A 24,988-nucleotide genomic window follows, 5' to 3' on the forward strand; every position below is an offset into this window, starting at 1 on the left:
AAATAATACTGCATTGTTTTGGGCTTTATTGAAATGTGTAGGAGCTTCTTGAAACCTGTGTTACCCTAAAATATCCGTAGGCAAAATTATCTGGATTGTCTTGGTTGATACAATTCCCTTTAATAGGTGCGGGCACGGCGCCAAATGGATCACCTGCGCTATAATATTGTTCTATCAGCAAGCGTATGTAGTTGTAATATTGTTCCGAAATTCCATATAGATCCACAAAAACCGTATCGCCGGGCTCAAAAGGTTGTTCATTGTTGTCCTCATCATCGTCCTTTTCGTAAAAGTCGTGCTGTTCGTTGCCGTTGGTAAATTCATCAGATTGGTCTTCTAGATCAGGAAACGGATCGCCTTCTTCTTGGTATCTGATCAGATAAAAGTTTTCTTCTTCCTCGGGATCATCAAAATAGAGGTTCAGTTCCAAAAATTCATCATCAAAACCACCGTCGGTAGATTGGTTTAGGGTTTTAATGTCACTAACGGGGTATAAAGTTTCCGTGGCCAAATAGGTTTCATTGTTATAAATGATTTTTAGTTGGTACTGATGATACAAAACTGGAATAAAATTAGAGGTCGTGTACAGGCCATTTCCTTGTCCTTCAAACAGAAATTCATTTCCAGAATCCAAATCGGTCACGCTTACCTCGGCCCCATCCACTGCAGTATCGGAATCCAAATCAAAATAGGGGGTGGAGGTACGCAATTCAATGGATTGAATGTTTCCATCGGTGCCTTTTTCCCAATCCAAGGAGGCTTCGACCACCAATCGTGTATCTGCTGTTGGAACATCAACTTCCACGACATCGCTGCAAGAAGTAAGCACTAACAATGTTGTGATTATGAGGGATGTATGATTTTTCATTGTATTAAAATTTGAAGTTATAAGAAATCGCTGGCATTATACCGAAAATGGCGGTACGGGTTGCTTCATTTTGACCTGTTTGCCAATTTTGTCCAAACGTGATTGATGCGGCATTTCTGCGGTTGTAGGCGTTGTAAATACCAAAAACCCATTCGCCTTTCCATTTTTTATCGGGCTTCCTGTTGGGTGTGTAAATGGCCGATACATCCAATCGGTGATAGGCGGGCAATCTATCTGCATTTCTGTTGGAATAGCTAGCTATGGACAGGTCTTCGTATTCATACTGTCCGTTGGGGTAGGTAACGGGGCGACCTGTTTGGAACACAAAATTGGAACTGAACTTCCACTTTTCATTCAATTTGTAGGTCGCGGTCAAGGAAATATCGTGGGTGCGGTCATAAGGAGCGTTGTACCAATTCCCGTTGTTGATGCCCAACCCTCCTGCACGGCCGCCCAGCGTGCGTTGTTCAGATTTGGATAGGGTATAGCTCAACCAACCTGTTAATTTGCCCGTGTTTTTTCGTAACAACAGTTCCATTCCGTAGGAACGGGCTTCACCGTTAAGGATTTCTGTTTCAATGGTATTGTTTCCAATGAGGTTGGAGCCATCAATATAGTCAATGCGATTGTCAATGTTTTTGTAATACGTTTCTACTTCCATACTGTACTTTTGGTCGTTAAAAGTCCTGTAATAGCCCATGGAGTATTGGTTGGACAGTTGTGGTTTGATGAAAGAGCCGCTAGGTGTCCAGACATCCAAAGGAGTTACCGCGGTTGTATTGGACAATAGGTGAAGGTATTGCGCGGATCGGGTATAACCAGCTTTTACGGATGAAATGTCGTTTAATTGATAGGAGAGTGCCAAACGTGGTTCGAGCTGTGCATAGGTTTTAATGCTCTCGTTTTTACCGTAAGATGTTTCCCCGACCACTTCGCCAGCTTCGTAAATACCGAGTTCCTCGTTGTAGACCACGGGCAGGTCGTTTGCGTATTGATTGATGCTTTGACCGCCCAGCCTTGAAAAATGACTGAGACGCAGTCCGTATTGCACGGTAAGTTTATCGGTAACTTCGTTTTCGGCACCAATGTACGCGGCAGACTCCAATGCCCTTTTTTGATCTAACTTTAAATAGTTGATGGACGAAGTCTCGTTGGAGGGTGTTACCTCGCCAGGATTTAGATCGTACAGAATACTGCTTATTCCAAAGTTGAGCTTGAATTTGTCGTTTACATAGTAGTTGAGTCCGTATTTTAGGTTGTAATTTTCGATATCGGCGACCCAATCCAGACCAATAAAATCCAAAACTATTCTATAATCATATTGGCTATAGATCAGGGAGAGGTTGGTAAAGAGTCGATCATTGAAAATATGATTCCATCTAAGGTTTCCTGTTGCGTTCCCGTAGTTGTTCGTTATTAAGTTGGCCAAAATAAATTCATCCCTTCCAAAGTATCCCGAAAGATAGATTCTGTTGTTTTGATTGATCTCGTAATTGGCTTTAAGGTTAAGATCGTAAAAGGCAAGTTTATCATCCTTCAGATCATCAATGAACTTCATGAACAAATGGGCGTAAGATGTTCTTCCTGCAACTAGAACGGAACCTTTGTTGTTAAAGATCGGCGTTTCTGCCGTTAACCTGCTCGAAACTATGCCGATACCACCGCTAAGGGCAAAGTTTTTACTGTTCCCGTCTTTTTGACGAACATCCAACACAGAAGATACCCTTCCGCCAAATTCGGCAGGCATGTCTCCTTTGTACAACTTTACATCTTTGATGGCATCTGCATTGAATACCGAGAAAAAACCAAAAAAGTGGGAGGTATTGTAGATGATGGCCTCATCCAACAACACCAAATTTTGATCGGCAGCCCCACCCCGAACATGGAAACCTGTACTACCTTCGCCGTTGTTAGATACGCCTGGCAGCATCTGAATGGATTTGATTACATCCACCTCGCCCAAAACGGCAGGTATTTCCTTAATGGTCTGGGTTTTTAGTTGGGCCACGCCCATTTGGGGTGTTTTTAGGTTTATTTTTTCGGTATCGTCAGCCGACACAACAATCTCATCCAAGGCGGTTGCATTTGGGGAGAGTTCCAAATCTATGGTTTGATCGGTATTTAGGTTGATTTCCTGAACGGTTGCCCCATAGCCAATATAAGTAATGGACAAGGTGTAGGTGCCTGCTGGAGCGGTAAGTGAATAAAATCCATATTCGTTGGTTATGGCCCCGTATTCCGTACCCTGCAAATAAACGGAGGCTCCAATAAGGGTTTCTCCATTCTCGTTGTCTTTTACAGTGCCGCGGAGGGTATATTTTTCCTGTGCCATAACCGTAAAACCTAGCAACAGGAGTAAGTAGGTTAGCAATTTGTTTTTCATAGTTGATTGATGACTAATGATATTAAATCTATTTTAGGATAATTCGATTAATTTGTAGGCAAAGAAAACACGGAACTGGTAAAAATGATGGTCTTTATGCCATTTTGGAGTGAATTACGGGCAAAATGGAGTGAAACGTCAAACAATGGAACATAATTTTAGGTTAAATTTTAAACCGATGTCATTTGTTCCTTTTCATATAGGCCAAGTTCAATAAAAAAATAGAGAAACCGTTCAATAGAACGTTCGATTAATACCATGGGTAAAAAAAGAAAGGATAGTACTGCTAAAACATTAAAATGTGGCAATACTATCCTGTTTAAAATCATTTTTTGGATTGAATTAGATGGATATTTTGGCTCCCATCACTTTTAAGAATTCGCGGATAAAGGCCGGGTGCGCAGGCCATGCAGGGGATGTTACCAAGTTGCCATCTACATAAGCGCCATCCACAGGAATATCTTGGTATTCGCCGCCTGCAATGGTTACTTCTGGTCCAACTGCTGGATAAGCGGTAAGTTTTCGACCTTTTACCACTCCTGCTGCGGTAAGTATTTGTATGCCATGGCAAACAGCGGCTACAGGTTTGTTTTCATCAAAAAAGTGCTTTGTTATGTCCAATACTTTCTGATTCAAACGAAGATACTCTGGAGCACGTCCGCCTGCAATGACCAATCCGGCATAATCCGATGGGTCAACATCAGAAAAACTGTAGTTGAGCGCGAAATTATGACCAGGTTTTTCGGTATAGGTCTGGTCGCCTTCAAAATCGTGAATGGCGGTTTTAATGGTATCGCCCTTTTTCTTGTCGGGGCATACGGCATGTACTTCGTAGCCCACCATCAAGAGCATTTGAAAAGGGACCATAGTTTCATAGTCTTCAGCAAAATCGCCTGTTAGGAAAAGAATTTTTTTCATATTTCAAGTATTTTAAGGTTAACAACTAAACAATCTTAAAGATACTGATGGTTCTTGGGAAAAGGAGAAGTGTTTATATTAAATTATTATAAAAATCAAAGAAGGTTTAGGGAGTGTGCGCTTATTTAAATTTCTACAATTGCATACATTCCTTTAAAATTCTATATGCCCTCGAAATGTGCCCTTCCACCGTTTTTAGGGAGATTTGGAACCGCTCTGAAAGTTCTTTGTAGTTCAAGCCTTGAATTTTACTTGCATAAAAAACTTCTTTGCATCTTTCTGGCAGTTCTTCCATACAATTTTCCAACAGCTTCATCTTTTTTTTGGATGTTTCAGAGTCGACATCTGCAGCGAGAATCACGGCAGTATGGTAGTAAGAGGACAGCATGTCGTTCTTGAGCCTCAAGTGCCTGTACTTGTCCATTAATCTATTATATGCCGCCCTGTACAAAAATGCATTTAAGGATGTTTTTATGTGAATGTCCTTGCGTTTCATCCAAAGATTTAAGAACACATCTTGCACTACATCTTCAATAATTGCCCGATTTTGACAATAGTTGAGCAGAAAGGCACATAATTTCTGGTAGTAATCCGAATAGAGGCGTTCAAAGATTTTTTTATCTCCGCTTTTTAAGGAATTTATTATGAATATTTCATTTTTATGCTTCAAAAAGAGGGTGTTTTTTAAAAAAGTGATAAAAAAATAAAACTTTTTGGTTTTTGAAGGGGGGTATCAAAAGCTTCCCGCGTCATAAGATTAAATAATTATTAAATATGAATCAAACTAAGGTTGATAAATTACTTCTAAAATTAATTGAAAATAGAATTTCGGAGGAAGAGTCCGAAGAATTGTTGGATTGGCTAAAATCTGAGGAAAACCTCAAATATTTCAATGATTTTGTTGAGATCAACCATTATGTAAATGCTAAAAAGACCTTTGCGCATAATGATGAATTGTTTGATCAAATCAAAAAAACAGGAAATAGGCACAAGTATCGGACAATTTTAAAATATGCTGCTGTGATTGCTGGTTTGGTAGTGGCAGCATATATTTTCAAGGATAAAGTGTTTATCCCAGAAGAGCCGACCACGCCTATAATTGTAAACAATGAAATAGAACCTGGGCAAAACACAGCAATTCTAACTCTAGAGGATGGCGAGAATGTAACCCTTGGCAAGGACGCCAACTACAAAACACAGAATTTAAGCGCGAAAGAAGACCAAATAGTCTACTCCCCCAAAGAAAACAGCACAAAAGCAGTTCAATACAATTATCTAACTGTTCCAAGAGGAGGGCAATTTTCGCTTACACTCTCGGACGGGACTGTTGTTTGGTTAAACTCAGAATCCAAATTAAAGTACCCCGTGCATTTTATAAAAGGAAAGAGTAGAGTAGTTCATTTGGTTTATGGAGAGGCCTATTTTGATGTTTCATCGAGTACCGAGCACCAAGGAGCGGACTTTAAAGTGTACCATGAGAAACAGGAAATTCAAGTTTTGGGGACACAATTCAATATAAAGGCTTATAAGGACGAGCCGGACGTGCTTACCACTTTGGTGGAAGGGAAAGTAGCGGTAAAACATGAAGAGCAAACCTTGGAAATTGTGCCCGGAGAGCAATCAAGGCTCAATACAAAAACTGGAGCCATTGCCGTATCGGATGTAGATGTTTTTTCCGAGACATCTTGGAAAAGGGGTGTTTTTAGCTTCAAGAAAAAACCATTGAAGGATATTATGAAAACACTTTCCAGATGGTATGATATGGAAGTGGTTTTTGAAAATAAATCCTTGGAAAACAAAAGGTTCAAAGGGGTGTTAAGAAAAAATCAAAGTATTGAAGATGTGCTGTCCGTAATCATGTCCAGCTCTTTGGATAGCTATGAAATAAAAAACAAAACCGTCATATTAAAATAAAATGTAGATGATAACTCAAAAAAACAACCTAAAAATCAAAGCATGCCAATGAATAGAAAAAACTAAAAAGTGGGGATGGGCCATACTCGCCAAAGTTAAATGACACCATCCCCTTTGTACCATTATTAATTAATTGTTTAGAAACTAACTAATAACAATCAAATTTATGAAAACTAAACTAACGAAAGTTGGATTTCTGATCAGGAGCCAGCTTCTACTACTACTTATGAGAACATTCATTTTTTTATGTTGTCTAACTGTTTTTAGCTTCACCCCAAACGACCTCGCTTCGCAGAACTCTAGTATTAAAATAGAGTTTGATAAGTCCATGACGGTGGATGAAGTCTTTGATCTTATAATGAGTCAGACCGATTACAGCTTTATTTACGAGGTGGGCATGTTTGATGACTACCCGACCATTCCTGTAAAAAAGGGAAGGATAAGCACCAACAGACTGCTCAAAAAAAGTCTGGAGCCCGGGAACTTGAATGTTGTTCTGACCACGGACAACACCATAATGGTCAAAAAAAGTTCTCCTAGAAACCGCCAAACCCAGATTGAGGTTTCCGGCACGGTGAGCGATGAGTCGGGTTTTCCATTGGTGAACGCGGTAATATTGATAAAGGGCACCAATAAAGGAACCACGACCGACTTTGACGGTAAGTACAGCATAACCGTACCTTATCCGGAAAATGTGCTTCAATTTACCCACATGGGTTTTGAATCCAAGGATGTTAAGGTGGGCGACCAAACAACCATAAATGTTGTGCTGAAAGAAACGGCACAGGCACTACAAGAGGTTGTGATTACCGCTCAGGGTATAAAAAAATCAAAAAAAGCCTTGGGTTACGCAATTTCCCAGGTAAAGTCCGAAGAGGTAGAGCAACGCCCAGAGGCGGATTTGGCCCGAACCTTACAGGGAAAAATTGCCGGTGTTGTAATTACTCCCGCCGATGGGCAGACCGGTTCGGACTCACCGATCAGAATACGCGGGAATGTATCGATTACCGGTTCCAATAATCCCTTGATTGTGGTAAACGATGTTCCTTTCAATGGATTGCTACGGGATATCAACCCAAATGATATTGAAAGTATGAGCATCTTAAAAGGATTTAATGCTTCGGTACTTTATGGTAGTGAGGGTAGGAACGGGGTTATCTTGATCCAGACCAAAAGTGGCTCTGCCAAAGTGGGGCAAGCCGAAACCACGGCCACATATTCGACCACGGTGTATACCAATACCGTATCCCAGTTGCCTAAATTTCAAAATACTTACTCCAATGGTGGGGAAGGGGAATTTCAGCCAACCTTCTTATCCAATTGGGGACCGGCCTTTTCGGATATAGGCGAAGTGGACCACCCGTATGCCCCTTTGAGCGATATTTTTCCAGAATATGAAGGTGCAACCTTGAACATTGCAGGGAAACCAAACAACGTGCGGAACATTTTTAGAACAGGAATTGGTACAACCCATTCGCTTACAGTTGCCACTTCCCAAGAAAAGGTTGGATTTAACATCTCGGCAGGGTATACGGATGAAAAAGGTATTATTGAGCACAACGACCTAAAAAGATTCAATATAAGCGTTGGAGGTCGGGCACAGGTTTCCGATAGGTTAGATCTGTCCGCCACGCTTAACTATTCTTCACGAAAAGTAAATAGGGTTTATGGTGAAAGTATCTTCAACGTAGTTTATTATCAACCTAGATGGATTGATTTGACCGAACTTCCCTATCAAAACCCATTGACCGGTGAATCCGTGTATTACAGAAATGATACAAATCCGTTGTGGATGTTACACAATACCGGGACCAACGATATTGTCGAACACGTTTACGGCACAGTCAATGCCAATTACAAATTGAACGATGATTTTAACCTGATCTATAGGGCCGGTTATGATAGTGGGCATTTCAGTGGTTTTGAATATTCCAATAAGGGAGGGTATGATGACAATACCTTTAAAATTGGATACTTGCGTTTGGATAGCAACAGGGACGTGGACGTTAACCAGACCATGATTCTTGGTTTCAACAAAAACATTACCGAAGACCTGAATTTGGAGGCTCAGATTGGGGCAAACTCCAGATTTACTCGATACCAAAGTAGATCATCGGATTCCGATGGACAGGTTGTTTATGGCTTTTTAAGGCCAAGTAACTATACGATTACCGAGTCGGACTATACTAGTGAAGATGAAAACATTGCCGGTGTGTTCGGACAGTTTCAGTTTGCGTACAAACGCTATCTGTATGCAACACTTTCTGGAAGAAACGATTGGGGAAGTACCGTAGAAAGGGATAATCAATCTTTGTTTTATCCAGGTGCTTCGGTATCCTTTGTTCCTACTTCTGCTTTTGATTTTGGAGGAAATGTAGTCAACTATCTTAAAATTAGAGGAGCCTACGCAACATCTTCCGGTTATCCCAACCCATATAGGACCAGAAGCACATTAATTATTGATAACCTCAGGTTTGCGGCGGCAGATGGTTCCTATCCTGTAACCAACAGGTATAGTACCAGATATGCCAATCCAGATTTGGCCCCGGAGCTTCATAAGGAATTTGAGATAGGCTTGGAGACCAACATGTTCAACAATAGATTAACATTGGAGACCTCTATTTATAAGAGAATCTCCGAAGACCAAATTGTAGCCTCTCCTTTGGCAGGTTCATCAGGGTTTGATACACAGTTCATTAACCTGGGTAGGGTTGATAACAAAGGAATTGAAGTGGACTTGGGGATTGACCTGATAAAGAACGAAAACTTCCAATGGAACTTCCGAAACATATTCACGGCAGATGAGTCATTGGTAGTTAAAACAACAGATACGGGAGCAAATATCAACCTTATAGAAGACAGATATGCTGTGGAGGGTCAGCCCTTTGGAGTTATTATGGGAGATTATGCCCTTAGAGATGACAATGGGAACCTGCTTATAAGCGGAAACGGCTCCAGTACCAGGGTAGGCGAGGTGATCACTAGCACCGATGTTGGTTTGGACAATAAGGTCATCGGAGATCCCAATGCCGATTGGCGACTCACCAATATAAATTCCTTTAGCTACAAAGGCTTTAGGCTGTCCGCCCAAATTGAGTACAGACATGGAGGCGAAATATATTCAACAGCCGTAAGCAATATGTTACAGCGTGGGGTAACAAAAGATACCGAGGATAGGGATGGTGCTTTTGTAATACCCGGATATTTGGCAGATGATGCTACGGGAGAGCCGCTATTGGATTCCAACGGAGACCAAATACCCAATACATTTCAAATGAACCCGGGTAGAATCTCTTACTCCAATTACTACAATGCCAACGATCTGGCCATGTGGGATACCTCTATTTTTCGTATAAGGGAGGTTTCCTTGGGATATACCTTAACAAAGAAAAAAGGGCAGGCCCTACCCTTTCAAAGAATTGATTTTACCCTTTCGGGAAGAAACCTATGGTACAAAGCACCAAATTTTCCCAAGTATACCAATTACGACCCCGAAAGTGATGGTCTCGAAGGGGATAGTACAGTTCCCTCTACAAGAAGGATCGCTTTAGGAATATCGGCAACATTTTAATCCTACCTAAAAAGAAACAAAATGCAAAAAATAGTAAAATACTTTAGTATAAGCACGCTGGCTTTACTACTCTTTTTGGGTTGTGAAGTCTCAGATTTTGACCTACAGGAAAACCCCAACTATCTAACACCCGATAGTGCAAATCCTGAATATATGCTCAACGAGGTACAATACCTTTTTCAACACTATATGACGTGGATGATCATCAACACCGATGATATTATGCGCTATGAAGCCATGACGGACACGTATGGAGATGTTGTCCCCACAAGTGTAATGGATGGGGGTACAAGTAAAGAATGGGATACCTACTACGAAGCATTGAACAACGTAAGAACCATTGTAACACTGGCAGAAGAGGATGAAACCTTGCTCTTCCATAGTGGTATTGCCAAACTTTTAATGGGATACCTAACCGTTACCATGGTCGACTATCTAGGGGCTATTCCCTATTCCCAGGCCGTGAACAATGCAGAGTACCCCAATCCCGAGCTGGATGGAGGTGCAGCACTATATCAAATGGTGTTGAGCGATATTGATGAGGCCATTGCCGAAATCAACGAAGCCAATTTCGATTTTTCCACAGACCTGTTTTATGGCAGTGATAAGGACAAATGGATTGCCTTTGCAAATTCCTTTAAATTGAGAATCCTCGTACAGGCAAGATTGGCAAGTGCAGATATAGGAGTATCGGATATTCAGGGCGAGATCAATGCGCTGTTGTCCCAAAACCTAATCGATACCCAAGACGAGGACTTTCAATATACCTACAGCACAGTACAAGAGCCCGAAAGTAGGCACCAATATTTTCAAAGAGCTTACGTAAGTGGTTTTGACCAGTACATAGGTAACTACTTTATGAATATGCTCAAGGAATCTAAGAGTAATCCTGATCCCCGCATACGTTATTATCTATACAGGCAATCCAACGAAGACCCTTTTAGTGGCCCCCCTTACTTGCCCTGTCAAGGTGATTCAGATGTAGATTATTGTTACGTAGGTGACCAATATTGGGGGTACGACCACGGGGAAAGCCGTGTAGGCAGAGGAGATAATCTTCTAAGAACCGTATATGGTATTTATCCAGGAGGTGGAACTTTTGATGAAGATCAATTTGTAGATGCTCCCAGCACAACCAATAACTTAGGAGGAGCAGGTATTTTGCCGTTGCTTACCTCATCTTATGTTAGTTTCTTAAGGGCCGAAGCAGCCATTACGCTGGGTACAGATGGAAATCCAGCGAAACTGTTGGAAACAGGGATCAGGGCCTCTATGGACAAAGTATTGGCCTTTGGTGACGTAAATTCCAGTTATGCTGCCACAAGTGCAGATGTGGATGCTTATGTAGATGAGGTGTTGCTTAACTACTCCAATGCAGCCACAGACGAAGAAAGGTTGGACATTATTATGACCGAGTATTATTTGGCAGCTTTTGGAAACTCTGTGGAATCCTATAATTTTTACAGGCGAACCGGATATCCATCAAATATTCAAGTACCCATAGATGATGATGACCCTGTATTTCCTCGAAGCTTCCCGTATTCAAGATTAGAGGTAGAAAGGAACTTGTCCCTTACGCAGAAGAACAATTACGATAAAGTATTCTGGGATACCAATCCTGATGGTTTCATTAAATAATTAGCAAAAGATTTCTATTATGAAAAGAAGTAAAAGCATAACATTTTTATTGGGGCTGTTATTGATGATAGGTTGCTCCAAAGAGAACAATACGCTCGAAGATATTACCGATAGAGGGGGGTTTGTATCGTTCGACGAAACTCCGGAACTCAGCTATAGTGTGTTGAGCTTGGATTCCGATGTGATATCCGCCCAACTGGTAGACTCCAATGGGAATGCAATAAGTTATTCTCTCTCGGTCACCTATGGAGATGTTACAGCAGAGAATATTGTAACCGTTACGCAATTTCCTTATAATTTGGAACTGCCCATTAGCCAAGTTATTGAAGCTTTGGGGCTTACCGAGGAAGATATAGCGTTGGGTTCAACAATGTCTTTTGTTGGAACCGTTACAAGCCCCAACGGAACATATAGTGGTGCCTCTCCAGACTTAAATGATAACAATGAGAACGAAGGGGGCGACACCACGGATAGGTCCAAGCTATATTTTCCGAACCAGGCAATGGAATTTTCCATATCCTTTTTTCAGCCAGCCGGAAAAAAAATTAGAGGTACCTCTTTTGAAGAAGTTCCGGTTGGAGCAGAAGATGCTACTTACAATAGAAATGGCAGTAACGATGAAACCTTGGATCTGATCAATGGAGAAGCACCTCCTTATGTAGATTTTATTGCGGCGGGCAACGGCGTGGACAATGAACTTGGTTTTGATTCGGAATACATTGCCATTACCGATATAAGTAGCAGCAGTTTGGGCTTTTCGGCAGAGCGTATCGGGGTTTTCTCGCTGTTGGAAGACTACGAAGCATACCCAGATGGAACCCAAGGATTCCACTCAGAAGATGCGGATGGGGCCATCCGTATCACTTTTGATACCGTTGAGGTTCCGGAAGGGCAAGAGAACTCAGGGGTTTCTTTTCAGGTGTTTTTTGGAGATTCCAGCTGGGAAGAATTGGACGGCTTACATGCCTATGCCAATATTGTCACAGATTCGGGTACAGAAGTTCTTGAATTGGCTAGCATCTTTAGTGATGATGTTGAAGCTGTAGCTGGTCAGTGGTATGAAATCAATAGTGGCTATCTAAAAGGAGTCCGTTCGTATCAGTTGGTGATTCAAATACAATCTGGAGCAACCCCGGAGTCTTTTGATATTGACAACGTGATTATATACGAATCTGAAGATTAATGCCATTTTTTGATTGATCTTTGGGAATAACTTTGTTCTCATGTGCATTAAAAATGTCAACCCCATTTTTTGGGGTTGACATTCAATAAAGAAAAACATCATTATGGAAAGAAAAATCATAGGTCTCTTTGTACTTGTTGCCCTTTTGGCGGCATGTAACGGCAAAAGCAAAATAGAAGCGGATATTTTGATTGTAAACGGCGAAGTCTACGACGGGGTAGAAACAATGCCCCAATCACTTTCCATAGCCATAAAAGGCGATACAATTGTTTGGGTAGGTGATCAAAATGATAAAGAGGTGGTCGCCACCAAAACAATAGATGCGAAAGGACTTATTGTGTCCCCCGGTTTTATTGATCCACACACGCACGCCACAAATGATTTGGACGACGTGGAGCAATCACATAACAAACCCTTTCTTTTTCAAGGAGTAACCACGGTAACCGTGGGCAACGACGGAAGTAGCCCCTATCCTTTGGCAGAATACCGGGATAAGTGCCAAGAAATTGGTGTAGGCACCAATGTAGTCGCCCTGGTAGGCCATGGAACCATCAGAAAACAAATAATGGGAGAGAGCGATCGCAAAGCCTCTAAAGAAGAACTAGCCCAAATGCAGCAACTTATGCAGCAAGAATTGGATGCGGGAGCATTTGGCATGTCAACCGGATTGTTCTATGCACCGGGAAGCTATGCAACAACCAACGAAGTTGTGGCATTGGCAGGGGTCGTGGCCAAGAACAATGGCATTTATGACACCCACATGAGAGATGAAAGCACCTATTCCATTGGATTGATACCAGCAGTGCAGGAAACCATCGAAATAGGGGAAAGGGCAAATATTCCCGTACACATTTCCCATATCAAATGTTTGGGTGTAGATGTTTGGAAACAAAGCGATTCAATCATCAAAATTGTTGAAGAAGCACAGGACAAAGGAATTCATGTTACAGCCAATCAATACCCGTATGATGCATCCGCCACAAGTTTAAAGGCTGCCGTGGTTCCAAGATGGGCAGAAAGTGGGGGAACGGACTCCTTGTTCATACGTTTTCAAGATGCTGAGCTGAGAAAACAGATTCTGAAACAGACCCAAACCAATATAGCAAGAAGGGGAGGGCCGGAAAAATTACTGATTATACAAGCACCGGACACCTTGCTGCAGGGAAAAAACCTGTTGGAGATAGCCCAAGATTTGAAAAAGAAGCCCGAAGAAGCTGTTTTCGATATTTTAAAACTGGGTTACATTAAAATAGCCTCGTTCAACATGAACCCGTACGATATTGAAAACTTTATGGTCCAACCATGGGTGGTAACAGGTTCGGATGGAGGTTCGGGGCATCCTAGAAAATATGGGACTTTTCCTTATAAATACCGCAAGTTTGTTAAAGAGGACAATGTATTGGATTTAGCTTCTTTTATTAATCAAAGTAGCTCAAAAACAGCCAAAATCCTAAAACTTCCAAAACGGGGAACTCTTCAAGAAGGCAACTACGCCGATATTATAATTTTTGATCCAAATGCCTTTACGGATAAAGCAAACTATTTGGATGCGTTTCAGCTTTCTGAAGGGTTGATATATAGCATCATAAATGGAAAACTATCCATAGAGGAAGGTGAATTCACAGAAAAACTAAACGGAAGAATGTTGAAAAAATAGCCAAGGAAATGAAAAATTCATTGGTGAAAAATCAATGGGTACTTCCAAAAAGAAACAAAAATGAAAACTATAAATTTTATAACAGGTTTTTCCTTCGGAAAGGAAATCATCATCATGGTTTTAATGTTGTTTGTAGCTTGCTCTTCAAGTGAGGGTAGCAACGACGAAACCTCAGTAGAAACGGATGTACAAGCCCCATCGGCCCCTACAGGCTTAACGGGCGATAATATAACACAAACCTCGGTGGAATTGAACTGGGATGCTGCTTCTGATAATGTAGGGGTTAAAAATTATTCTCTTTACCAAAATGGTAGTTATTTGGCAAGTTCCGGTCAAACATCTTACGTGTTGAACAATTTAGAGCCAGGCAAGATGTACGAGTATCAGGTACTGGCAAACGATGCAGCCGGAAACAAATCCTCATTAAGTGAAGCTTTGAAGGTAACAACAGTCAGTGCAATTGAGGCCGAACTACAATATGCATCGGGAAATATTGATACGTACCTGCAAAATTTGATAAATAATGTACCGGGCAGTGGCGAAAACAGTTATGAAATACCCACTGATAATGATTTGGATTTGTGGAACCAGGTCATTGACGATCTGTTGAGCGACAATATTTCAGATGCTGTTTCCAAAGCTGTTGATTTCAATTATCAGATTACGGAATTTACAGATACCACTTTATCACCCAACCAAGTGTTCTATGTATTGGCCGAACACAGTTCGCAATCCAATTATTGGGGCATCTATGTTTTCAGCAAAACACCTAACAAGGAAGATTTGGTATTGATGGCTCCCCACATTAAGTACGATACCAATACGGGTTTTGAGGCCGTATATTCCTTTAGGAACAATGTGGCCAAAGCACTTCTGTTAAGCGGTACGCACAGGTGCAATAGCATCGATAGGTCGGAATGTTCCGGAACAACTTCCGCTTGTGGGTCAAATGGGGCCTACCGTATTTCTGACATGGCACATAATACCAATTCCGCTTTTCAAGAAACGACAGAGGTTATAGCTACAACTTTACCGAATACGGTATTTGTACAATTACATGGTTTTGGCAAGGATGATGGAGACCCCGATGTTATAATGAGCAATGGAACTACGGAAACCCCAGACACAGATTATGCTTCCTTGATCAGGGATGCTCTTTTGGATGAAGATAAAACCTTGACTTTTAAAATTGCCCATATTGATACGGATTGGACTCGATTAAGGGGCTTTACCAATACGCAAGGGAGATTTATCAATAGTTCCCCTGACCCATGCAGCACTTCAGCTAGCAATACAACTGGGAGGTTTATTCATATTGAACAAGCTAAGCCAAAACTGCGCAAAAACGCTTCTGGCTGGGCAAAAATGAGCAATGCATTGGGCAATGTTTTTTAAAAAAAGCATGGTAATAAATAGTTGAGTTCACCAATCTAAACAAAAAAGGTCTAACATGTCGATTTTCTTCATATTAGACCTTTTTTATTGTTTTTAGGGTTGGATTACCCCTCAGTTTTCAGATTGCTCAAATATTCTATTAAATCGCGCAATTCACGTTTACTGATCATTTTGCCCATGGCAGGCATGCCCGACGGCAAATTTCTTCTCTTTTGAATTCGAGAGTGGGCCACTTCTAAAGGTTCAGCATCCGAAGTGCGGAGAACCAGTCCCTCCTCGTTCTCTTCTACCAATAGTCCTGTAACCTCTTGTCCGTTGGTCAAGGTCAACACTACGCTTCCGTAACCTGGAGCAATTCGCTTGGAAGGCTCGATCAAAGATTCCAGGATCTGCTCACGGGTCAATCTGTTGCCAATATCGTCCATGGGAGGACCTACTTGGCCGCCTGAGCCTTTCACTGCATGACAGCGAACACATTGGGCCGTTGGGTTACTTATAAAAACATTTCGACCGGCCCACCAATTGCCACCATATAAGGTTTCTACGTAGGCATCGGTACCATAGCCTTGACTTTTTAATGAGGCAAGTTCGTTTTTAAGCATCTCGGAGGTGTTGTCGGAGGCAGCTTCTATCAAATCGAGCATAACGGCTTCATCAATACCACCACGAGCAGCCTGATTCAACAAGTCGGAAAGCACTACTTCGCTTTTTTCCACGGGCATCTCTGCCAAGACTTCCAAAAGTGCTTGTTGCTCACCAACACCACCTTTGCTGAAGATAGGGTTTACAATGCTTGGCAATTCCTCTTTTGTCAACGAAAGTTCACCTATCAAAGTCACAGCGGTTCGTCTTACCTGTGCGTTTTCATCACTCATGCCCATGCGCATTGCTCGTGCCAACTGTTCATAAGCTGTATTGCCCAATGCGGTTAACGCTTCAGCCCTAGCTTCAGGCGAAGCATGGGTGCGTAGGAGCTGAACCAACCGGTCTTCATGCCCTTTTAAATGCAAGGCGGACAATAGTTTTAGTGCTCCTACCAATACCTCTGGGTTTTCATCAGACAAAAAATCTGACATACTTCCCGTTACTTTATTTTGAATGGGCTCCAAAGGTCTTTCTTTTGCTCCCAAATGATACCCGTCCACACGATCCATTACCGATGGAGAGGACCATGTACTCAGCGCGGCCAAGGCCTCACCGCGTAATTCCGAAGGGGCATTTTCGTTTTTGGCATAATCGATCAAATTATCCAGTTGCTTTTCGCCACCCACTCGAAGCGCGGCATTGATGACACGGCGCATAAGCGGTTCGGAACTGTATTTTGGGTTTTCCAACAGTGCGGCCAAATCTGCAAGCGCTTCTTGAATTCCCTTATCATCGTTTATGGCACGAGCTGCTTCGGTAACAATAAATTCATCGGAGTCTTTCAAAAAGACAGCCACTTCTGGTCTTTTCATTCTTCGCAAAGCCAAAACCGCTGCAATTTTCAAGGAACGGTTTTCGCTATTGGCCAACTCGACCAAAGGTTGGTATTTTCCGATTCTGGATAAGGCCAAAACACCAGCATGGCGTAGATAGATGTCCTTATCGGCATTTTCTTCCAACATATCCAATAGGGGTTGCACAGCATTTTCAGCTTTGATTCGCCCCAATGCCTGAGCGGCAAAAAATTGTACCCGAGGGTTTTCTGTATCGAGTAGCGCTATCATTTTATCACTTCCTTCGGAATGACGAACATCTCCTAAAACCTTTAAACTTTGTGCTACGATTTCTGGATCTTCATCATTTAAAAGTTCCACTAAAAGGTCAGCTTTATCGGTATCTTTTCCAGCTTGTTGACCTATTCCCCAAATAGCATGAATTCTGGCCAATTGATTATCGTCTTCTTGCGCTACCTGCTTTAATTTGCGATGGCCCCAAAAGGTGCTTTTAGCCAATTCAAATTGTGCTTTTTGACGGATGCGCATATCTGGATAGCGTAGCAATTCCACGAGTTCATCATTGTCCAGCCCAGCAAAGTCCGCGGTCATCCATTTTTGGGTTTCAGCCCGTTCTTCAGCCAAATCGTTTTCCGAATCGGTTACATCCAGTTTCCAAACCCGGCCTGAATTTTTTGTGTTCCAACCGTTGATCCAATCGGCAAGATAAAGGGCTCCATCGGGGCCAAATTTTATGGCGGTAGGCAAAATGCCGCTCAACATGTCCACTTCGGAATCGAGCTCGAACGAGGCTCCTTTTGGTTTAAGGTCAAAAGACCAAATATGCGATAGGGATGGGTCGCCCACAAACTCGACCAAAAAGAATTTATCCACCCAATCCGAACCCAAAGCGGTACCTGGATTAAAGAGCATTCCCGTAGGACCGTTGTGATAATTCATGATAGGAGGGATAATATGGGCAGCCTGCCCTTCCCATCTGGGCAAGTATAGTTTTTCGTCCATCCAAACCTTATAGTCGTTGTTTTTTGGGTCGGTGTATTTGCCATATTGCCAGTTGGAGCGCCATCCCGCATCGGAACCTTCAACAATATGAACCAAACGTTCACTTTCACCTTGGTGATCTCCATCATTATCAGAAGAAATAATATTGCCATACTTGTCAAAAACAAACTCATGGGTGTTACGAAGACCATGGGCAAAAACCTCAAAATCGGACCCATCTGGATTGCTACGTACAATAACGCCTTGATTGGAATAGGGATACCGATTCCCCTCTTTGTCGGTAATGTTGGCTCCAATGTCGCCTATGCCCCAATAGAGTTTGCCATCGGGGCCCATTATTGCACCGGACATACCATGGCCACCAAATCCTATATGAACCCCAAACCCAGTAGCTAGGGAGGTTTTGGTGTCAAATACTTCGTCGCCGTTGGTATCTTCCATACGCCACATATCTGGGGCGACCCCTACGAACAAGTTTTCACCATCTACGGCCAAAGCGTTGGCCACATCGGTTACTTCGGTGTGGAAATCGTGTACTACCCGAGTTGCTTTCTCGGCAAGCCCATCATTGTTGGTATCTTCCAAGCGCCATACTTCTTCCTCTTCTACAGCTAAGTCCCTCCAATCGTGACTGCCATCGTTGTTGAGGTCGGCCAGCCATGAATTTTCTTCACTTTTTTCGGGAGCAAAGGTTTCGTGCAAAAATGCCTTTCGGTCGGCTACGGTTTCAAAACTGTTGGAGGCGGTCATCCAATGGCGATATCCCCGAATATCAAATTCTGAGTTTTTTTGACGGTTGGTACGGGTAAAAAAGATACGGCCTTGAGCATCGATATCCATAGCAATAGGGTCGGGGGCAAGGGTATCGGGAGCCCATAGGTTAAGTTGAAGGCCTTCGGCCAATTGTACCGACCCCATATTTTTGGAGTCGGCAACTTTTTGATTGAGGTAAGATGAATCCAACTCAATGGTAATAGGGGTTTCGGTTGGTTTTGATGATTTTTTTTGACAGGAAACGACAAAGAGCAATCCAAGAAGGAAGATTGTTCCTAACGGTTTTATGTGCATGATTTTTTAAGGTTTGATTCAGTTAAGGTTGAAAAGGTATGAAAATAAATTCTCCAACGTTTTGTATTGGCATTAGTTTTTCTCCTTTGAACTTTCCCATTTCTCAATAATGGGTTCCAAAATATCATCTTCAACCCCATATACTTTGCCTTCTTTTGCAAGCGGCATAAATTCATCTATGTATTGTTGGCTCAGTGCTGTGGAATCACCGTATTGTTCGCGTAATGCATCAAGCTTTTGGTGCAAGTCCTTTTGAATTTCGGCATAGGCTGGATCACCGTAATAATTGTGTTGTTCCAGAGGGTCTTTTTTTCTGTCGATCAACTCCCAATAATCAAGGTCAAAATAGTAGTGTATCAATTTATAATCCTTGGTAATGGCGGCATAGTGCCTATTCACATTATGTTCCGATGGATGCTCGTAATAATGATAATATACAGCGTCCCTTTCCCAATTGTCCAAATCGCCGGTTAGTACGGGAACTAAACTTTTTCCTTGCATATCGCTGGGCTGAGGGGCACCTGCTACATCGAGAAATGTTTGTGCAAAATCCAAGTTTTGAACAAGTTCATCGGATACACTCCCTGGTTTAATCCTATCTGGCCATGAAACCAATAGGGGTGTTTTTAAACTTTCGTCGTAAACAAATCTTTTATCGAACCAACCATGCTCCCCTAAATAAAATCCTTGGTCCGAGGTGTACACAATAATGGTGTTTTCCATCATGTCATTGGCTTCCAAATAATCCAGAACACGGCCAACATTCTCATCAACTGATTTTATGGTGCCCAGATAATCTTGCATATAGCGTTGGTAACGCCATTTGGCAAGGTCTTCGTCCGACATGCTAGGGTATTCTTCTACAAATTCTTTGGCTACTTTTTCGTAGGCTGCATCAAAATTGGCTCTTTGGGTGGAATCCATTCTTCCTAAAGCATTTTCGAACCTGAGTTTGTCAAAACCAATTACTTCTTCCAAACCTAATTGATCCATAACTTCGGGGTATAGTTTGCTATCGTTGGCCCAGCCCATATTGCCATCAATTTTCATTTGGGCTACCTTGGCGGCTGGCATCCCTTCATGGTCATCAAACAAGGTTGCGGGTTCTTTAAAGGTTTTTTGAGTGTACTCTTGCATGTGTCTTTCCGCCATAAACCAAGAGCGGTGCGGGGCTTTATGGAGGTACATCAGCATAAAGGGTTTATCCGCTTGGCGTTCGTTGTCCAGCCAATCGAGGGTCATGTCCGTAACTATGTCGGTTACATAACCTTTAACATTGATTTCCCCTTCATTTTTGGTTATAAAATCGGGGTTGTAGTAAGCACCTTGTCCTGGTAGTATTTTAAACTGGTCAAACCCTTTGGGGTTGTTGCCAAAGTGGAGCTTACCGAACATGGCCGTTTGATACCCTGCTTTCTGTAACAGTTGCGGAAAGGTAACGTTGGTGGTGTCGAAAGGAGAAACATTATCCACTTTGCCATTCACATGAGAGTGTTTTCCCGTTAGAATTGTTGCTCTGGATGGGGCACAAATAGAGTTGGTAACACTGGCATTGGTGAACAACATGCCCATGTCGGCAATTCTATCAATATTGGGGGTTTCTATCAAACTGTTGTCATAGGCAGAAATGGCTTGATACGCATGGTCATCCGACATAATGAAAACTATGTTGGGTCGCTTTGATTCTTCTTCTTTGACCTCGGATTTGCACCCGATGAGTAAGGTTAGACAAAAAAAAAGATTTGTGATTGTTAAGATTCTTTTTGTTGTGGTTTTTGGTTGGTTGATTTTGAATGGCATATTAGTTTGTTTAAGCAAATCATTTATTTGGGACAAAAGATAGTCAATTCCGCGGATTTTTGTTGTTGATGTTTTAAAATTGGAGAGGTGGGTTTATCCCATCCTCTGGTAATGATACATTTGAAGTGTTTTATGTGACTGTAGTAAAATCAAGAGACTGAATTCCAAGTTAACAAGCAACAAAAATTTGATTTTGTCAAATTGAAGTAAGATTGGGGACATAACACATTTATTGAGATAATGCCTTTATGGGTGTAAATTTAAATTATCCAATCCAGGTTATAGTTTTAATAACTATTTTCATTTATTGAATCAAAAGAACAACCCTTATGCATCTACCTTTACTACATGACATTCTCATCTTATTGGGGTTTTCAGTCGCTATTGTTTTTATCCTTCAAAAGCTTAAGCTTCCTTCCATAATTGGTTTTTTGATAACCGGTGTAGTCATTGGACCTTATGGTTTTAGCCTTGTAAATGCTGTAGAGCAAGTAGAAATTCTTTCTGAAATAGGGGTGATCCTTTTACTCTTTGTAATTGGAATGGAATTGTCCATAAAGCAATTGATGTCCATTAAAAAAACAGTGTTTATTGGTGGATCCTTACAGGTGGGCATAACAATAGCAGTAGCCTCAGTTGTGTATTATTTTATGGGCAATTCTTGGAATGAGTCGGTTTTTATTGGCTTTCTTTTTTCACTGTCCAGTACGGCCATAGTGCTAAAAACATTGCAGGACAAACAACAGATTACGGCACCGCACGCCAGAAATGTTTTGGCAATTTTAATTTTTCAGGATTTGATCGTGGTTCCCATGATGCTGGTCGTCCCCATGATGGCCGGTGAATCGGAAAATCTCGGGCTGAGTATTCTGTCACTGTTAATAAAGTCCATAATCGTACTTGCAATAACCATTGTCAGTGCACGATATATTGTCCCTCGATTAATGCATGCAGTAGCAAAAACGAATAGCAAAGAGCTTTTTTTATTGGTAACCATAACACTTTGTTTTGCCGTGGCATGGCTAACATCTGAAGCGGGTCTTTCTTTGGCATTGGGCGCTTTTATGGCAGGCTTAATTGTCTCTGAATCCGAATACAGCCATCAAGCCACTAGTATCATACTTCCTTTCAGGGAACTTTTTACAAGTTTCTTTTTCGTTTCGGTCGGGATGTTACTGGATTTACAGTTTTTTATAAATCATGTGCTGCTCATAATGCTTTTTGTGATTATTGTTCTTTTTGTGAAAGCGACCATTGCAGCAATTGCAGTTACGGTTCTCAAGTATCCGACCCGAACGGTTTTGATGACAGGACTGGCCCTATTTCAAGTTGGGGAATTTGCCTTTATTCTTTCCAAGGTAGGGCTAGAGTACAACTTATTGACTGCTGAAACCAACCAGTATTTCTTGTCGATTTCCATCTTATCCATGATATTGACACCCTTTGTGATTATTTATTCAGAATTAATTGCGGATAGATTGATGGGAGTATCCAAAAAGATAGGCCTAAAGGGTGAATTAATTCCCAAAAATGGCAAAGAGGAAACTTCAACCGCCAAATTAGAAAATCATTTAATCATTATAGGGTATGGTGTAAATGGCAGTAATTTGGCCAAAGCAGCTTCTGTAAGTAACATTCCCTATGTTGTGATAGAGATGAATGCGGAAATAGTAAAAAAGGAGAAGGCAAAAGGTGTGCCCATTATTTTTGGAGATGCCACCCAAAACCATATTCTTGAAACAGTAAACCTTTCAAATGCCAGGGTTGCAGTAATTGCAATTTCAGATACGTTGGCCACCCAAAGGGTCATAAAAAATATTCGTTCCTATTCTGATTCCCTTTACCTGGTTGTGAGAACACGATATGTTAAGGAAACATCTGAAATAATCGCCTTGGGAGCTGACGATGTCATTCCTGAAGAATTTGAAACTTCGGTTCAGATCTTCACCAACGTGCTTCAGAACTTTCTTGTGCCGGAAGATGATATAGACCTATTTGTTCAAAAGATTAGATCAGACAATTACCAATTGTTTAAAGGAGAACTAAAGCGTCCCAAAACTTTTCGAGCTAGTGAGCTGGCAGATTTCAATATTACTTGTTTGCGAATGAACACTGATAGTAATAAGTTTCTAGGAAAGTCGTTACGTGAATTGAATTTAAGAGCTGAATTCGGAATAAATGTCTTGGGCATCAAAAGAAAGGATGAAATGTTGGAAAGTGTTCAACCCACTGAAAAATTAAAGCAAGGCGACCTGATCTATGTACAGGGGAATCAAAACAGCATAGAGCGCTTTCATAAATTGATAAAATAAAATGTTTTAATACCTATTGTACATTTTAAAGAATACCGATGTTTAACCTGGAGATCTTCCTGACAAACATGAAGAGGGATTGTATATCCAAATAGAAATCCTGGGCAATCATAAAATCCGAACCAAGCCATGCTTGCTGAATTTTGTGTTTTCTGATGTCCCTTGAAACAAGTTTCTATTACTCCAGAAAAAACAAAACCCACAACTTTCGTTGCGGGTTTTTATTGCGGAGGAAGAGGGTCTTCTTTAAATTGAAAAAACCACTGTTTTTAGGGGTTGTAAAGGGTGGGGAATTGATACTGACACCGAAAGGGACACCTTTTTAATAGTAATTTAACAATTATGGGCTTTTTAAATGCCAAATGGATACAATGAGATTTAAAATAAATTAAAGAGCTTCAAAATGACAGAATTTAAAATTGGGTAATACCAGATAACGAAATCAAAATTTAAAATAGAAAGTCTATTTAACCAGGATGTTAAAAACTTTCAATAGGTCACTTAATGAAATCTCTATCAAAGAAACCTAACTTTCCTGGCAGGCAAGAGGTCACCGGTTCGAATCCGGTATTCTCCACAGTAACAGTAAGGCTTCAAGAGTTTTTAACTTTTGGAGCTTTTTTTATTTGCACGCAATTTGCACGCAAACTTAGGTCAAATTTGTTTTTGATTATTTGTTGCAAATTGGACTATTTCGATGTTTTTTCACTTATTTCTGAGTAATTTGAAAAAGTTATATACCCATTGGATATCTTTGACCTTCTTTTCCTTTTATCAACCAGATTCCCGGCCATAGTAACTTTTGCCAACCAATCCTTACCGTTATTGTACAGATAGCCGAATTCTAAAAAAAATGATTTCACAACTATTAGGGCACGATTCACAACAAAAAAAGATGATTTTATATCATCAGGGTAGGGAATTCGTTAGTATGATTGTTTAACCTATGGAAACTATAAAACAACAATTCTTAATTAATCAATAGTAAAGTATGAAAACCTCAAATCTATTTAAATACTTAATAGCCGGAGTAATGGTCCTTACCGTCATTGCCTGTAGCAAAGATGATGACCCTTTTGCGAGTGTAACGGTCAATGGAACAACATTAAGAACAAGCCCTTCCGACTTTACCGTTGGTGACCGGTCGGATTTCAATGGTGACATCGATGCAAGTTTTACCGGCAACGGTGGTTCTACCACCCGTATATTCAGCTGGAACAACAACCTCAGTACAGCGGATTATAATGCCGATATCACTGCGACTACGGAAGGTACCTTCAATATGGTGGTAACAGATGCAGATGCAAATATCGTGTTGAATAGATCATTGAACGGTGCGGTTGAGCCCGATTCTTTCTCTGGAGTAACCGACGCAGGCACTTCCGGAATATGGACCGTAACGATTACAGTAGAATCTTTTAGTGGTGATGGCAGCTTTTCTTTGAGTGAAGGAAACTAGTCAATTCTCCTACTTGTAAATACATAAAAGCACCTCATAAACGGGGTGCTTTTTTTTGAAGTAAAGTGAACAGGTTTAAAAAGCTAACCCTTTTCGAGACAGTATTCCAGAGCTACCTGAATGTTTTCATCCAATAATCAATCGTTTATTGGTGCCCAAAATTTTATATCTGTTTATTTCAATTGTTGATAACTCAATATCCTTGTATTCTAAGAAAATTCGATTGATGTCATTTGATTTGATTTAGAACAAAATTTTATTTGCCATTTTTCATTTGGTTTGATATGAACTGATATGATGTAAGTGTTTGCACATCAATTTTTTGTGGATAAAATTCAATCCATAAACCTTACTTTCCCTCCGCCCTCTATTATCTTTATC

General features: G+C 41.2%; 14 protein-coding genes. 8 read left to right on the forward strand and 6 right to left on the reverse strand.

The window, feature by feature from the left end; translation table 11 throughout:
- Nucleotides 1–25: 25 nt before the first annotated feature.
- The 4 genes from AC13CS_RS01535 to AC13CS_RS01550 all read right to left on the reverse strand — a co-directional run bounded on the left by AC13CS_RS01535 (nucleotide 26) and on the right by AC13CS_RS01550 (nucleotide 4,839).
- On the reverse strand, nucleotides 26–868 hold the full coding sequence (locus AC13CS_RS01535; protein ID WP_293163670.1) for a DUF4249 family protein: 843 nt from the start codon (nucleotides 866–868) through the stop codon (nucleotides 26–28).
- Between the two features lie 4 nt (nucleotides 869–872).
- Nucleotides 873–3,251 (reverse strand): TonB-dependent receptor, encoded by a 2,379-nt coding sequence (locus AC13CS_RS01540; protein ID WP_293163667.1) that lies wholly within the window; start codon nucleotides 3,249–3,251, stop codon nucleotides 873–875.
- Between the two features lie 342 nt (nucleotides 3,252–3,593).
- A complete protein-coding gene (locus tag AC13CS_RS01545; protein ID WP_014034659.1) occupies nucleotides 3,594–4,169 on the reverse strand; it encodes a DJ-1/PfpI family protein in 576 nt (191 codons plus the stop codon).
- Between the two features lie 133 nt (nucleotides 4,170–4,302).
- The gene (locus AC13CS_RS01550) at nucleotides 4,303–4,839 is read right to left on the reverse strand and encodes an RNA polymerase sigma-70 factor (protein WP_293163662.1); all 537 of its coding nucleotides are present in this window, start codon (nucleotides 4,837–4,839) and stop codon (nucleotides 4,303–4,305) included.
- 104 nt (nucleotides 4,840–4,943) lie between these two features.
- On the opposite strand from AC13CS_RS01550, the gene AC13CS_RS01555 reads away from it, so the two are divergent.
- From AC13CS_RS01555 to AC13CS_RS01580, 6 genes are all read left to right on the forward strand, one after another.
- Nucleotides 4,944–6,083 (forward strand): FecR family protein, encoded by a 1,140-nt coding sequence (locus AC13CS_RS01555; protein ID WP_293163659.1) that lies wholly within the window; start codon nucleotides 4,944–4,946, stop codon nucleotides 6,081–6,083.
- A 226-nt stretch (nucleotides 6,084–6,309) separates the two neighbouring features.
- Nucleotides 6,310–9,654, forward strand: coding sequence for a SusC/RagA family TonB-linked outer membrane protein (locus AC13CS_RS01560; protein ID WP_293163656.1), 3,345 nt, complete (start codon nucleotides 6,310–6,312; stop codon nucleotides 9,652–9,654).
- Between the two features lie 21 nt (nucleotides 9,655–9,675).
- Nucleotides 9,676–11,292, forward strand: a complete 1,617-nt coding sequence (locus AC13CS_RS01565) for a SusD/RagB family nutrient-binding outer membrane lipoprotein (protein WP_293163653.1) — start codon at nucleotides 9,676–9,678, stop codon at nucleotides 11,290–11,292.
- Nucleotides 11,293–11,311: 19 nt separating this feature from the next.
- Nucleotides 11,312–12,475, forward strand: a complete 1,164-nt coding sequence (locus AC13CS_RS01570) for a hypothetical protein (RefSeq protein ID WP_293163651.1) — start codon at nucleotides 11,312–11,314, stop codon at nucleotides 12,473–12,475.
- A gap of 103 nt (nucleotides 12,476–12,578) precedes the next feature.
- A complete protein-coding gene (locus AC13CS_RS01575; RefSeq protein WP_293163648.1) occupies nucleotides 12,579–14,132 on the forward strand; it encodes an amidohydrolase family protein in 1,554 nt (517 codons plus the stop codon).
- A gap of 60 nt (nucleotides 14,133–14,192) precedes the next feature.
- Nucleotides 14,193–15,527 carry a fibronectin type III domain-containing protein gene (locus AC13CS_RS01580; RefSeq protein WP_293163646.1) on the forward strand — a complete coding sequence of 445 codons (1,335 nt, stop codon included), beginning with the start codon at nucleotides 14,193–14,195 and terminating at the stop codon, nucleotides 15,525–15,527.
- Between the two features lie 104 nt (nucleotides 15,528–15,631).
- On the opposite strand, the gene AC13CS_RS01585 is transcribed toward AC13CS_RS01580, so the two are convergent.
- Both AC13CS_RS01585 and AC13CS_RS01590 read right to left on the reverse strand, forming a co-directional pair.
- Complete coding sequence (locus tag AC13CS_RS01585; RefSeq protein WP_293163643.1) at nucleotides 15,632–19,036, reverse strand: DUF7133 domain-containing protein; 3,405 nt, start codon at nucleotides 19,034–19,036, stop codon at nucleotides 15,632–15,634.
- A gap of 72 nt (nucleotides 19,037–19,108) precedes the next feature.
- Nucleotides 19,109–20,836, reverse strand: coding sequence for a sulfatase family protein (locus tag AC13CS_RS01590; RefSeq protein WP_482888332.1), 1,728 nt, complete (start codon nucleotides 20,834–20,836; stop codon nucleotides 19,109–19,111).
- 329 nt (nucleotides 20,837–21,165) lie between these two features.
- Here AC13CS_RS01590 and AC13CS_RS01595 point away from each other — a divergent pair, with 329 nt between their 5' ends.
- The gene (locus AC13CS_RS01595) at nucleotides 21,166–23,148 is read left to right on the forward strand and encodes a monovalent cation:proton antiporter family protein (protein WP_293163640.1); all 1,983 of its coding nucleotides are present in this window, start codon (nucleotides 21,166–21,168) and stop codon (nucleotides 23,146–23,148) included.
- Nucleotides 23,149–24,139: 991 nt separating this feature from the next.
- Entirely contained in the window at nucleotides 24,140–24,607 is a 468-nt protein-coding gene (locus AC13CS_RS01600) for a hypothetical protein (protein ID WP_163624464.1), read from the forward strand.
- Nucleotides 24,608–24,988 lie beyond the last annotated feature (381 nt).

The sequence above is a fragment of the Flagellimonas sp. B-3 genome (genome assembly GCF_056857835.1).